At 53.5% G+C, this 13,900-nt stretch carries 8 protein-coding genes and 2 pseudogenes; 4 read left to right on the top strand and 6 right to left on the bottom strand.

All coding sequences use genetic code 11. The annotated features are described in order from the left end of the window. Positions 1-447 precede the first annotated feature (447 nt). The 3 genes from Q2B33_RS19405 to Q2B33_RS19395 all read left to right on the top strand — a co-directional run bounded on the left by Q2B33_RS19405 (position 448) and on the right by Q2B33_RS19395 (position 2,455). On the top strand, positions 448-774 hold the full coding sequence (locus tag Q2B33_RS19405; protein ID WP_300785232.1) for a helix-turn-helix transcriptional regulator: 327 nt from the start codon (positions 448-450) through the stop codon (positions 772-774). Between the two features lie 79 nt (positions 775-853). After that, the gene (locus Q2B33_RS19400) at positions 854-1,855 is read left to right on the top strand and encodes a permease (protein WP_300785230.1); all 1,002 of its coding nucleotides are present in this window, start codon (positions 854-856) and stop codon (positions 1,853-1,855) included. Positions 1,856-2,083: 228 nt separating this feature from the next. Next, a complete protein-coding gene (locus tag Q2B33_RS19395; protein ID WP_296465490.1) occupies positions 2,084-2,455 on the top strand; it encodes a thioredoxin family protein in 372 nt (123 codons plus the stop codon). 184 nt (positions 2,456-2,639) lie between these two features. Here the strand turns inward: Q2B33_RS19395 and Q2B33_RS19390 are convergent, their stop codons facing one another. The 4 genes from Q2B33_RS19390 to Q2B33_RS19375 all read right to left on the bottom strand — a co-directional run bounded on the left by Q2B33_RS19390 (position 2,640) and on the right by Q2B33_RS19375 (position 10,995). Next, a complete protein-coding gene (locus tag Q2B33_RS19390) occupies positions 2,640-4,007 on the bottom strand; it encodes an RNA-binding domain-containing protein (protein WP_300805071.1) in 1,368 nt (455 codons plus the stop codon). A gap of 296 nt (positions 4,008-4,303) precedes the next feature. After that, positions 4,304-5,392 (bottom strand): aldo/keto reductase, encoded by a 1,089-nt coding sequence (locus Q2B33_RS19385; protein WP_300784902.1) that lies wholly within the window; start codon positions 5,390-5,392, stop codon positions 4,304-4,306. Positions 5,393-5,401: 9 nt separating this feature from the next. Further along, positions 5,402-9,775, bottom strand: a complete 4,374-nt coding sequence (locus tag Q2B33_RS19380) for a leucine-rich repeat domain-containing protein (protein WP_300815550.1) — start codon at positions 9,773-9,775, stop codon at positions 5,402-5,404. Positions 9,776-10,041: 266 nt separating this feature from the next. Then, the gene (locus tag Q2B33_RS19375) at positions 10,042-10,995 is read right to left on the bottom strand and encodes a tRNA-dihydrouridine synthase (RefSeq protein ID WP_300784906.1); all 954 of its coding nucleotides are present in this window, start codon (positions 10,993-10,995) and stop codon (positions 10,042-10,044) included. Positions 10,996-11,231: 236 nt separating this feature from the next. On the opposite strand from Q2B33_RS19375, the pseudogene Q2B33_RS24735 reads away from it, so the two are divergent. Further along, a pseudogene (locus Q2B33_RS24735) lies at positions 11,232-11,531 on the top strand (LytR/AlgR family response regulator transcription factor); the annotation flags it as partial. Between the two features lie 14 nt (positions 11,532-11,545). Here Q2B33_RS24735 and Q2B33_RS19370 read toward each other — a convergent pair. Both Q2B33_RS19370 and Q2B33_RS19365 read right to left on the bottom strand, forming a co-directional pair. Beyond that, a pseudogene (locus Q2B33_RS19370) lies at positions 11,546-13,228 on the bottom strand (recombinase family protein); the annotation flags it as partial. Between the two features lie 105 nt (positions 13,229-13,333). Continuing rightward, on the bottom strand, positions 13,334-13,759 hold the full coding sequence (locus tag Q2B33_RS19365; RefSeq protein ID WP_300913105.1) for a sigma factor-like helix-turn-helix DNA-binding protein: 426 nt from the start codon (positions 13,757-13,759) through the stop codon (positions 13,334-13,336). Positions 13,760-13,900: the final 141 nt, after the last annotated feature.

Below are 13,900 nucleotides of genomic sequence, written 5' to 3'. Positions count from 1 at the left end.
TTTTTCGATTTTTCATCGGCCATTCGCAATACCTCCTTCTTGGTTTTCTGGCATGAAAAAAGGGCTTGACCTATCTTGTCAAGCCCCCGGTGGTTGGGTTGCCTCCTTTCCCTGCTCCTATGAAAAAACCGCCCTTCGTTGTGAAAGAGCGGTTTTTCAGTAGGTTGGCAGTCCATTATTTTGTTTTTTTATATGTATCCCTTTGTACACTGTTGCAACAAATCTTTTATTAAATATCCTTTATCCCACAGAGAAAAACGCCCCAATTCTCCCAATGGTGCGACCCCGTTCCGGAAGGAGCCCCTCTCCCCCGGCAAAACCCAACAGCTTACGCCTTGCCTTTTTCTATCCATTTTTCCATTCAGCCACTTTTCAGAAAACTATTGACAAACCAATCCACAACACCTATACTATTCACATCAACATATTTTGATGTGAGGTAGATGTGTGGAATCGTATCAGGAAAGCGCAAAGGTATTCAAGGCTCTATGCGACCCCAAGCGGCTTGCCATCCTGGAACAGCTGCGGAGCGGCGAAAAATGCGCCTGCGTCCTGCAGGAGCCCATGGACTTGACGCAGTCGGGATTGTCCTATCATATGAAAATCCTGTGCGACTCCGGGCTTGTGGACAGCCGCCAGGAGGGCAAATGGACGCATTACCGTTTAAGCGGGAAGGGACGGGATAAGGCATTGGAGCTGCTGCTGGCTCTCACCACCCCGGAGACGGAGCAGGAAGGCGGATGTCTTTCCTGTGATAAGAAAACGCCATCATAGCGGGATGGCGTTTCCTTCGGTACGATACATCAAAATATCTTGATATGTCTTTAAAATGAGAAGGAAAGGAAGTTTTTTCATGGGCGTATGGGAATTGATCCAAGACCAGATACTGGGCATGAAATGGCTGAATGAACTGATTGGCAGAGGGCTTTCCCTGCTGGGGCTGGATGTGGGCGGACGCGTGGGAGGGAGCATCCGGTTTTTCCTCTACGATGTGCTGAAGATTACGGTGCTGCTCTGTCTCCTGATTTTCGTCATCTCCTACATCCAGAGCTATTTCCCGCCGGAGCGGAGCAGGCGGATATTGGGGCGTTTTCACGGTGTGGGCGCCAATGTCATATCCGCTCTGCTGGGCACGGTGACGCCCTTCTGCTCCTGTTCCTCCATTCCGCTGTTCATAGGCTTCACCAGCACCGGGCTGCCCTTAGGGGTCACGTTTTCTTTCCTGATTTCCTCCCCCATGGTAGACCTGGGCAGCCTCATCCTGCTGATGAGCATTTTCGGGGCGAAGGTGGCCGTCGTCTATGTGGCGGTAGGGCTGGCGATCGCCGTGGCAGGCGGCACCCTGATCGAGAGGCTGCACATGGAGCCTTATGTGGAGGATTTTATCCGAAAGGCCGGAAAGGTGGACATAGACTCCCCCGGGCTTTCCAGGCGGGAGCGGGTTCAGTTCGCCAGGGAACAGGTGGGTTCCACTTTCAGGAAGGTATTCCCCTATATCCTGGCAGGGGTGGGCATTGGCGCAGTCATCCACAACTGGATTCCGGAAAGCATGATCGAAGCCGTGCTGGGGGGCAGGAATCCACTGGGCGTCATCCTCGCCACCCTGGTGGGCGTCCCCATGTACGCCGATATCTTCGGCACCATCCCCGTGGCGGAGGCCCTGCTGTACAAGGGAGCGCAGTTAGGTACGATTCTGTCCTTCATGATGGCCGTCACCACCTTGAGCCTGCCCTCTGTCATTCTGCTCCGGAAAGCGGTAAAGCCGAAGCTCCTCGGGCTGTTCATCGGCATCTGCACTGTGGGCATCATCCTTGTGGGCTATCTGTTCAATGGGCTTTCGTTTTTGCTGCGGTAATCCTTCCCGGAATCCTGAGAAGCAGAATCAGGCAGCGGGTGGGGACATCATTTCGAGTAGGAAAATTTTATAAATAAGCTCTCGGAATTTCAGAAGGCAGAGTTAGGCATTGGGGCAGGACAGCATCCGGAAAAGTGGCGGAACTGCTCCAAAGGAGTTCCTGAAAGCCGCATAATAGCGGCCTGAAAATTCCCGAGAGGATATATAAATGTTAAGGAGGAACGTTCTATGGGACTATTTCACAGGAAAAAAGAAGAGACAACATCCTGCTGTTGCAGCGGGAACTGCACACCGGAGGCAATGGGACAGGCAGAAACGGAAAAATCTGCTGCCGGGGTCAAGGTGCTGGGAGGCGGCTGCGCCAAATGCAATGCCCTGGAGGAGGCTGTCCGGGCAGCTTTGGCGGAGCTGGATATGGACACGGCCATTGAACATGTGACGGACTTCGCGCAGATTGCCGCCTACGGAGTCATGACGACGCCGGCGCTGGTGGTGGACGGGAAAGTGGCGTCCTATGGAAAGGTGCTGAAAAAGGAGGAAGCAAAAGCCCTGATTCAAAAAGTGCGCTGCCCTGCCGCCCCCGGTTCCGTTCCCTCATAACCCGGTTCCCTTTCGTTTTGCTCCATGCGCCACTTGCAAGACAAGAATGTGTAGTGTATAATATTTACGCAGTCTGCCTTGCAGGTGGGCGTCAAAACAAGCTTTTTTACCAAATCCAGTTACTTTTTCAATCCACTAATTTGTTCTATTATAAACGGCATCGAATTCTTGCCAGTCCTGTTCTCTATAACACATTCCAATATCCTGCTTTTTTTGATCCTACTCTTTCAATATAGCCATTTTCACGCAGAAATGAAATATTATTATCTACTGCCGTTTTACTAATCCCTAAGATTTTGCGAAGTTCTTCTGCCGTTATGTTGGGATTATCTCTCATTTCTGTCAATATTTCCTTTCTTCTTGCGTTTAAAGGTTTTTTATTCCCAATTTTATTCCCAACCTTTTTGATTTTTTTCAATGGAATTGTTACAACAATTGAATTTTCTCGAAATGCAAAGGCCTCTTTACCATAAATTTCCGTTATTTTAGGAACTCCCCGCCCTGATTTCTCACTGATATGCAATTGCAGAAATATTTCCGACAGCTTTCCATTCACAGGCACAGACTCCCCCAAATAAAAGCCTTCCATTGTCTGTGCCGGCGGTAGAGAGCCTCTTGATAAGATTTCTATCCTGTCAGAAAAAACGGAAATCATGGGCTCGTTTCCCTCCGTCCATTTGTTATGCAGGACAGCATTGATGATTGCTTCCCGAAATGCCTTGTTATCAAACAGCGGCACTTCTTTCCTTTCCACAACCCGGTCTGTTTCGTCTGCCTGTATGATATTCAGCACATCACCATATCGCAATAACTCGTCTAAACTGTATAAAAGACAATTGTTTCCGAACTCCCTGACTGAAAACAGATTTGTTCCTTTGGTTTTTCCCTCAAATATAGATACTCTGAGAGGAAAATGAGAATCGTCCGAAAGCAGCTGCGCTAATAAATTAAATTGTCCTTCTTCATTGCGCAGACTTAAATTTTTTATAAAGGTCTTATCATTTAAAACAATTCCCTTCGATCCATAATATCCAAACAATTTTTGGAAAGTAAGTTCCTGATATTTTGCCGGAATCGTTTCTATGGTTTCTGTTCTCCCATCAAGTATCTTAAAAAGCTCAATCTCCCTCTTCGGATAATCTTTGATATTGCATTTCGATGAGCCAATCCTTATATACCGCTTTTCCTTAAATGCGGTAGGTATCTCAGAAGCCGCAGGTATTACCAATACGACAACTCTTTTTTGCTGAATCCAGGCTTCCTCAAAAGAAAAATTTAGGCTCGGAGAAAGATTTCGTGCAAGATAATTCTGATAAGGTTCTTTATTGTAGTCACAATATTGGTTGAACGTCGTCCCAGCTATTTTATGATTCTCATCCTCAACTCCCCATATAAAATAAGCGTATTTTTTGTAGTGGAACGCCGCAGCATTTGATAATGCGGAAACATACTCTCCTAACGCCTCCGGTTGAAACCAGTTTTCTTTAAACTCAAACCATTCCTGTTCATCATTCATAGCACATAAATCTAATACAATCTGTTTTATATCCATTGACAATCTCCTTGATACGGATTTATTTCCAACTTTATTCCCAATGTTTTAATCATATCACATTGGGAATAAAGTTGGAATAAGAATTTATATTAAACCTATGATTTTGACTCATCCCTACACCCATGAGCTACACCTGCTTTTCGACAGCTTCCACATTCTGCGCCAACTGCTCTATTGTGCCTGTGCGGTTTTCCGGCTTGATTTCCGGCTGTATCAGTTCCTTTGGGTATTCCTGCCGTGTATGGATATCCAGGATTTCAGTCGGTAATAATGGCCTTCATTCCCCAATCTCCTCAGCCCAAACGGGAAACAGGCGGTTCCCGGAACCGTTCCACAAGCTCGAACACCCTCTGCATCTCATGGGGAATCCGGATTCCGGCCGGGCACATGGACAGGCAGGGCATATCCGTGCATTTCCGGCACTGTCCGGCGCTCTCCCGGATTCCCAGATCCAGTTTCCGCAGCGCCCAGTGATCCTTTCCCAGGAAAAAGTAATTGTACTGACGGAAAATCGTATGAATCTCCGTGCCCCGGGGACAACGGCACCTCTGGCAGCGGTCACAGGGAATGGGGGAGAACTCTTTTTCCAGGACAGACAGCACCTGCCGGAAGTCCGGTATCTGCCGCCTACTGCCGCTGTCCCGGCCGAAGGCAGCGTCCGCCTGTTCCACGGTGCCGATCCCAATCAGGGCGCTGGACACCGGATAGGACAGCACGCTGTCCAGCAGGACTTCCGTGGGAAAGAAGCCGGGAAGGATTCCGGCTGCGTAAACCTTGTTCACCAGCAGGCCTTTCCGCCGAAAAGCCGGTTCCTCCCTGATCCTGTCCAGCATCCCCCGCTCCAGCAGATTGCCGCTGCCCTGGAGCACATCCACCCTGGCATCCCTTGCCCCTCGGAGAAGGATGTCATAATAGTGGGACGCCAATCCGGCAAAGCGGATCCGCCCCTCCTCCTTCAGCTGGCTGAGGGCGTCCAGAGCCCCTCCTTTCCGGAAAATCTCCTCCTCATGCTCCCAGTCCGCCTGATGGACAAAGTAGATGTCCGGCCGGGTTCCCAGGTTCTCACAGGATTCCAGGACTGCCATGTACATCTCGTTTCCGTCAAAAAACCGGGCTTTGTCCGAGAGGATAATCCTGTCCCGCCTGCCGCCGGAAGCGAATTTCCCTGTCTTTCGCTCCGCGTCCCCGTATTCCGGGACGATGGCCGTATCATACAGGTTGCAGCCCAGGCGAAAGGCATGCTCCATCACGGCCAGCGCCTGCTCTTCGCTGAGATTATAATAGGCCGGAAGAACCGGCACGCTGCCTTTCAGGACAGGAATCGTGCCAAAGCTCACCTCGGAGACCATGAGCCCGGTGCTTCCCAGTTTACGATATCGCATAGTTTTCTCCTAATATTTAGTCGCTGTCTCCTGCTTGGCGTTCAGGGTTCCCACAAAGGCGCGCTCCCCCACCGCCACGCCCTCCGGGATGGTCAGGGCTTCCAGGCTCCCGCAAAAGGCAAAGGCTTCTCTCCCGATCCGCTTCAGCGTGGACGGCAGGCGAACCTTCCGCAGGCTGCGGCACCGGAAAAAGACCCTCTCCGGCAGCTCTTCCACCCCTTCCGGCACCACGATTTTCCGCAAAGAAGTACAGTTCTCAAAAGCCCCCCGACCAATCTCCCTAAGGCTTTCCGCCAGCTCCACCGCCTCCAGGCTGCCGCATCCGGAGAACGCCCTGGTTCCGATGATCCGCACATGTTCGGCTCCGTATACCCGCTGCAGCCACTTACATCCCGCAAAGGAATTTCTGCCAATAGAGGTCACCGTCCGGGGCAGAATGACCTCCGTCAGAAGGTTCCCGTCCTGGAAAACGCCGTCTCCGATGGCAGTGATTCCCTCCGCCACCAGAAGCCGGGAAATGTTGCCGGTGCACTCTGTCAGCACGTCATTTTCATCCGTTTTAAAGCAGTTCAGCCTGTCCCACACGGCCTGTTCCGCTACCGGGGGCAGCTCCTTTTTCCTGTCGGAAATCCCCTGGAATACCACCGAAGTACCGTCCGCCAGCACCAGTTCTTTCAGGAAAATACAATTCCGGAAGGCATAGCTTTCCACCCTCACCCGGTCTGACAGAAAGCGGATTTTTTCTATCCCCAGACCCCCGGCAAAGGCCCATCCGCAGACCAGGCGGATGTCCTCCGGAACCACCACTTCCCCCCTGCAGCAGGAGCCGTCCAGGAGCATATGGTTGACTGTCACCATAGGTGATTCCGTCCGCCGTTTTTCCATCCAGGCGGTCTTGTGGAACGCCCTTGCCCCGATGTATTCCACGGTCTCCGGAATGTTGATTTCTTCTAACATCAGGCGATCCAGGAAGACTTCCGCCTGAATCCGCCGAATCCCCCGGGGGATGTTCAGGATGCGCCCCAGCCCGCTGTATCCCAGGAGGATTTCCTCTTTTTCCACCTGGAAGCAGCTTAGCGCGCTGTGGAAAATCAGGCGGACAGGCTCCGGCAGGCTCTCGGACAGGATGTCCCTGTATTCCCCCAGCTCCCACAGCCGTCCCCGGCGCACCACCTGGCGCAGAGCGGTACAGCCGGAAAACGCATACTCGCCAAGCTCCAGGCTGCCCTCTTTTCCCGCAAGGACAAGGCGCGCCAGACGGCCGCAGTCCTGGAATCCGTAAGGGCGCACCAAGGTATGGTCATGCAGGCCGATTTCCCGCAGATTGTCGCAGTCCTGGAATGCGTAGCTTCCGATTTCCGTGATTGTTTGAAAGTCGAAGTTTTCCAATGTGCTGCAGCCGCTGAAGCAGGAATCTCCCACCGCGGAAACCTGTCCGCAGACGCATTCCTTCAGGTTCTCACAGCCTTCAAACAGCCTTTTTTCCAGGAGGGAAAGTCCTGTGATCTCTGCCCGCTCCAGGGACAGGCACCGGGCAAAGGCGCTTGCGCCCAGGCTGTGGGCGCGGAGACGCACGCTACGGATTCCTGTGCATTTTTCAAAGGCACGAGAGCCCACGGCGCAGGGCGCGGCGGGAAAGCGGACATGCGCCAGCCCGCTGCAGCCCCAGAAAGCGCCCTCACCGATGCTGCGGAGGGTTTCCGGCAGGACGAGCCCTGTGATGTGGCGGTTGACGGAAAAGGCGTAGGGCGCAATGGCAGTGATGCCTTCCGGCACCTGCACCTCCCCCTGACAGCCGGCGCCGGACACTACTATGGTTCCCACAATGCACAGGCCGGAGGTTCCGCGCTGGGGTTTTCTGTTCTGGCTTTCTCTGTCCTGGTTTTCCCCCTCCCGGCTTTCCTTGTCCTGGCACTCTGCGCCATCTGCGGTTTCCTGAGCCTCCCTGGCATCCTGAACTTCCGTCCTCTCCGCGGTTTCCCCGGCGCCCAGACCTTCTATGCCGGCTGTCCCCTCTCTACCGCCACGGTCAGCCATACCGTCTTCCTCTGCCCCGCCATCCTGCCTGTCTGCGGCATATGCGGTCTCCATCCCTTCCATCCCCGCAAACGCCAGCTCCCCCACCCATTCCAGGAAATCCGCTCCTTCCGGCTTCAGGGAAGCACAGCCGGAGAAGGCCTCCTTTCCAACCGTCCTGATATCCTTCCACAGAAGACGGGACAGTTTTCTACAGTTGTAAAAAGCCCGGTCTCTAACGGCTTTCCAGGGAACATCCATATCCTGGGGCTCTGCCCTTCCCCCATCAGGGCACAGAGTTATGGTTTCCAACTGCGTGCAGCCGGAAAAAACTTCCGGTTCCGCTGTTGTCACGGTTTTCGGCCAGGTTACGCGGCGCAGATTGGTGCAGCCCTTCAAAGCAGCCTCTCCAATCCATGTGACATGATTCGAAAATCGGATTGCCGTCAGAAACGGATTGCCGTAAAAGGCTCCTCCCGCCACGATCCGGGTCTCCTCCGGCAGGGAGACGCTCCCCCTTACATGACGTCCGTCCCAGAAGATTTCATTCTTCCCTTCCGCCTTATTTTGTGTGGGATTTCCCGGCTCTGTTCGCTTTCCCGACTCTGTCCAATCTCCCGGCTCTGTGGGATTCCCCGACTCTGTCCAATCTCCTGCCTGCTTCCCCACCCAATCCCGCAGAAAAGGCGTCCCCTCCCAGACATGCCTCCCCACGGATTCCAGCGTACCCAGCAGCTCCACCTGCTCCAAAGCGCTGCAGCCATAAGCCAGCCTGTCCGGAATATGGCGGACGCCTTCCTCCAGCACCACCCGGCGCAGATGAAGGCACTGGAAAAAAATATCCCTTCCATACCCCCTGCCGCTTCCTTCCATCCGAACCCTCTTCACCCCGCTCTGGGCAAAGGCCAGATCCCCCACCTCCTCCATCCCCGGCAGAAGCCGCACCTCCCCCAAAGCCTTACACCGATAAAAGGCCAAATCCCCCAGAGACACCAGGCTGTCCGGAAAATGCACCTCCCCCAAAGCCAAGCAGCCGTAAAAAGCCTCCTCCCCGATGGCGCGGAGATCCTTCCCCAAGTGGAGCTCTTTCAGCCTGCGGCAGCGTTTAAAAGCCTTCGCCCCCACCTGCTCAAGCCCCTCCGGCAGCGGAGCCCGAAGCAGCTTCACACAATTTTCAAAAGCCCCGGTGCCCAGATCCCTCAGACCTGCCGGAAAATTGACTGCCTGCAGCACAAGGCAGTCCCTGAAAGCGCCCGCCCCAATGGATTCCACGGAATCCGGGAGAATCACCCTGTCCACCCCCTCATTTCCGGCAAAAGCCTCCTCCGCTATGCGCACCACCCCCTGGGGCACCACCACCCTGGACTCCTTCCCCAGATATTTCAACAGAACGGAACCGCTGAGAAGGAAATTCCCCAGAACCTGCTTTCGGACAGTCCTCACCAGCGCCGGAATATCCTCCCCGGAAAGCCCCGCAATCCCCTCTATCCCAAAGGCCGCACCCTCCGGCATCCGCACTTCCCGCAGGGCGCTGCAATTCTGGAACCCGTCCTCGTGAACCACAATCCCCTCCCGCCGGAAGGCAACGGTCTCCAGACTGATACAATTGCGGAAAGCCCGGCTCTCAATCTCCTGCAGGGTGGCGGGAAACTGCACGGAAATGATGCCCCTTTTGTCAAAAAAGGCGCTCTTCCCAATCTTTTCAATCCCTTCCGGAATCTCCACATGCTTCAGGTTCGTCAGGAATTTTGCCAGGCACCGCCCCTCCAGCTCCATCATCCGCAGCACGTCCACCGCAATGGCGCGCACCAGGCCGGGAACCGCCATCTCCCCGGCCACCACCTCCACGGCGTTGGGAAATACGAACCGCCGCCCGTCCGAAAAGGCCACCTCCGAAATCCTGCCGCAGCCCGTGAACACATCGCAGAGACAGCTTTCCCGCAGCCCGGGGGAAATCTCCAGCTCCCTTAACATCACATCGTTTACAAATACCTGTTTTCCCAGATGCAGGACGCCGGGAATCTTCACCCGGGTCAGGCTGTCGCAGTAGAGAAAGGTGCAGTCCCCCAGCTCCTTTACGGAGGGAGGAAGGGACACGGACTCCAGGCTGTGGCAGCGGTGGAACGCGTATTCCCCCACATAAGTGACCCCCGGCGGGACGGCAATCTCCTTCAGCCTGCGGCACCCCTTGAAAGCGCCGGCCAGAATGTGCTCAAGGCCTGAGGGCAGCACCACCTTCCGCAGAGAGACACAGCCCTTGAAAGCGTTTTCCCCAATAACGCGGACTTCCTCCGGAACAGTCACCTGCTCCTGCCTGCCTGTGTAAGATTTCAGGATACCGTTCTCTATCTGAAAATCATTTTCCATATATGTAACGCTCAAGATCATTACTCCTTTATTCCTTAATATCCTCCCGGAATCTCCAGGCCGCATATCATGCGGCTTTCCGAAGCTCCTCTGAACCGCTTCCCCCACCGTTCCAGGTACTGTCCGGCTCCAATGCCAGCTTCCGTCTCCAAAGATTCCGAGAGCCTATGATTCCGAGAGCCCATGATTCCGAGAGCCCATCTTTATTCCATGGAGCCGAAGACAAAAAGACGCTTGACGGAGACGGGCAGAACCCCTCCCACCCCCTACGAATCCTCCTCAGAAAATATCCGCACCACCATATCCCTGAGCTCGTCCAGGCTTCCGCAGCGGTACATCTGCTCCTTATACCGCTTCGTCCCCCTCCGCTTCTTCATCCCGTAGGAAGCAAGCTTCTGGATATACCGGAGGGTGAAAGTCTCGTCATAACAGGCGGCCGCCAGCTCCATCTGCTCCAACAGGATCTGCAACACCGTCTTCTCCACGCGCCTGTGGGTGAGCTCGCTGAAAATGAAAGGATTTTCCAGGGCATAGCGTGCGATCATCACCCCGTCTGCCCCCGTCCGCTCCAGCATCTTCCCGGCATCCTCCGCCGAAAAAATCCCGCCGTTGGCGATCACCGGAATGGAAACCGCCGCCTTCGCCTGGGCAATCTCCTCATAGCAGCACTCCCCCTCATACATCATGCTGCGGCTGCGCCCATGAATCGTAATCATATCCGCCCCCGCGTCCTCGCACACCCGGGCGAACTCCGCCGCGAACATGTCCTCCCTCCGGATGCCCGTGCGGCATTTCACCGTCACAATCTTCCCGCTCTTCCTGCACCCCCTTATGATGGCCGCCGCTCTCCCGGGGTCTGCCATCAGGGCGCTGCCCTCGCCGCTTTTGAACACATTGGGCACGGGGCATCCCATGTTGATGTCAATGATGTCGAAATCCTTCAATCCCTCCGAGCATGCCATCCGGGTCATCACGGCCGGGTCTCCGCCCAGCAGCTGCACAGCCCGCACAGGCTCCTCCCGGGTGGTGTAGAGAAGGCGCCGGGTGGCTCTGTCCGAATATTTCAATGCGTTGGCGCTGGCCATCTCGGTAAAGCACAGTCCCGCCCCCAGTTCATAGACCAGCATCCGGAAAGGGTAACAGGTGTATCCGGCCAAAGGCGCCATCAGCACATGGGAGGACAGCAGCAGGCCGCCCACCCGCAATCTCTTCATTTCCATACAATTTTCATTCCCATACAAGCAACACACTTCCCGTCTGTCCTTTTTGTTTACCATTATACTACTTCCGACCCCCTTCCGCCACGATAATTTGCCCGCTATAATTTTATGGCAACATGAATTTACCCTATTGACATCCGAATTGCAATGTATTATTGTGGGACTAATCGGAGAGAACAATGCCGGGAAAGCGAAAACTTTTTAGAAAACGGGGAAAATAAAGCAGGTGAGACACCATGGAAGACTGCACGGTATGGATTTGCGACGATGAGCCGCAGCAGGCAGGCTTTTTGCAGCGCTTGACGGCGGACTGGGCGAAACGGCGCGCGTTCAAACTGCATATCACGCAGTACCACAGCGCCGAAGAACTGCTGTTTGCCTATGACGCCGACAAGCGGGTGGACATTCTTTTGCTGGATATTGAACTGCCGGGCATCAGCGGCATGGAGCTGGCCCGCCGGGTGCGCCAGAGCGACCGTCAGCTACAGATCGTCTTCGTGTCAGGCTACAGCGACTACCTGGCCGATGGCTACGAGGTGGAGGCGCTGCACTATCTGCTCAAACCAGTCAGCGCCCAAAAGCTGGACGCGGTGCTGGACCGCGCCCTGGAACGGCTGGACGCCCGGGGCCGCAGCCTGTTGGTGGAAAGCGATGAGGGGCTGTGCCGCCTACCGCTGTCCGAAATCAGTCGGTCATTTTTTGCGGACAGTTCAATACATACCTGTCTTTTTCTTTCCCTGCTCCTACGTTTTCCCTCAATCCCACGCTCCCTCTGTATCTTCTTGGCGCAAACAGGACAATACTTCGATATGCCAGAACCGGGGACATATTCAACACCGCACACCGTACAGTGTTTAACGGGTAACGCTGTCCACCGCTTTGTGGGTGTGATATGTAATTCACCGACAAAGCCGATGAATTTATAGTAAATCTTGATTTCCTGTCTAACCGTTCCGTCTGCCATCTTCTCACGCTCCGAAACAAGTATCTTGTCTATCAGTGCGTTTACCACGGTTGCGTCCAGTTCTTTCAAACCTTGGTAGTTGCGGATAAGGGAGAGGAAGTCACGGATTCCCTGCGATTTCTCATAGCTTTCATTGAGAGTTTCCGTTACCTCTTTTAATCTCGCTTCGATTTCAAGCTGTTCTTTCTGGTATTTCCCCGACATCATCTCGAAATTCCGCTCGGTGATACGCTCCATGACCTTATCTTCATAGAGAGAGGAAAACAGCCTGTCAAGCTCCGCAAGACGTTTGTTCAGCTTCTTTTGTTCTTTCTCCATTGCCTTTGCTTTGCTCTGGTCTGTTTCCGTGAGCCGCTTTTCAATCGCCCTCACCGCCCGCTCGTCATTCACCGCCATATCCGCAAAACGGTTGATGTCGGCAAGCACGGCATTGAATAAATCCCTCGCTTCTATATTGTGGGGAGTACACTCGCTTCTCCCGTATCTGGCATAATTATTGCAGGTGTATTGTACGCAGTCGATAACATCGGGGCGTTTCCTCCTGTTAGCGTTCATCGCCCGCAAAGCATAGCCGCAGTCCGCACACTTGATAACGCCTGCAAAGATATTCTTAAATCCCCCTGCGTTCTGTTCCCGTCTGCGGCTCGTCATAAGCTGCTGTACGGTGTCAAATTCCTCCTGCGTGACTATTCCCTCATGTGTGTCGGGTATCACTTCCCATTCTTCTGGCAGTTTAGAGGGGCGTTTCTTGCTTTTCATGTTGGCGGCAATCCGCTTATAGCCTGCAAGGTTTCCCGCATAGATAGGGCTTCTTAAAATGCCCCTTACGCTGTTCTCGCTCCAGATATAACGGTTTTCCTCGTTACCCTCAAAGTACCGTTCATAGCCCGCCGCCCCCTGCTCCGCCGCATAAGCGGCAGGGCGTAAGACGTGCTGTTTATTGATGTGCTTGCGGATTTTGGCGATTCCGTTTCCCGCAAGCGCAAGGTCGAATATCTCCCTTACAACGTGCGCCACCTTATCATCTATCAGCAGATGATTGTGGTCGGCAGGGTCTTTGACATACCCATAGGGCGCATATGTTCCCATGAATTTCCCCTGCTGAAACCTCGCCCGATATGCCGATTTTATCTTGACCGACACATCGGCTGAATACATTTCGTTTAGGATGTTGCGGAACGGCGTGATGTCCATCGCCGATTTATTCAAGGTGTCAACTCCGTCATTGACTGCTATATACCGCACGTTATTTTCGGGGAAAAAGACTTCTGTATAATTCCATTAGAGAACATATAGAGAGATACCATATATAAAGAATGAGTGAGAAGCCTGTGACCTCTCACCCAACATCTCATAGAAAACCAGACTACATCATTATAAAATTTTCCTCAGCTTCTTACGCAAATGAGCCAATCTCGCATAGACAGCCCCTGCCGTCAAATGCACGAGCGGGGCAATTTCTTTTGTGGAGTAACCCTGCATTTTCAGCAAGACGATTTGTAATGTACGTCTGTCCACTGTGACTAAGGCAAGATACAGAGTTTCGCTTTCAATCTCATCCAGTAAATCCGTTACCGTCCTTATCTCTGCCTGTTTCTCCCCACTCTCCATTTCCTCAAGGTATTCCCCGAAGTCGCTCGCCCATCGGTAAAACCGCCTGTTGGAATTAAAATCTGCCCTATCGTCTGTGCGAATTTGTTCAATGACCGTTTCATTAACGCCGCACTCTCGCAAAACCTTTTCCTCAGCTTCTTTCCAGATGCGCCATTTCCTATCCTCTCGTCCGTGGTTGTATGCCATGCTTTTTCCTCCAATCGGGATTTTAGTAAATCCAAGATTGAGAGAGCTTAGGAATCGCCCCCTCATTTTCCCAAAGGAAAAAACAAGGGGGCTGAACGCCATAAAATTTAGTTCTCGATTATCGTTCTCAGCTTCGCAAGG

The sequence above is a fragment of the uncultured Acetatifactor sp. genome (assembly GCF_948601915.1).
In the GTDB taxonomy this organism is placed as follows: Bacteria; Bacillota; Clostridia; order Lachnospirales; family Lachnospiraceae; genus Acetatifactor.
Note: the sequence above shows the minus strand (reverse complement) of the source record. Positions and strands in the feature narration are given on the sequence as shown.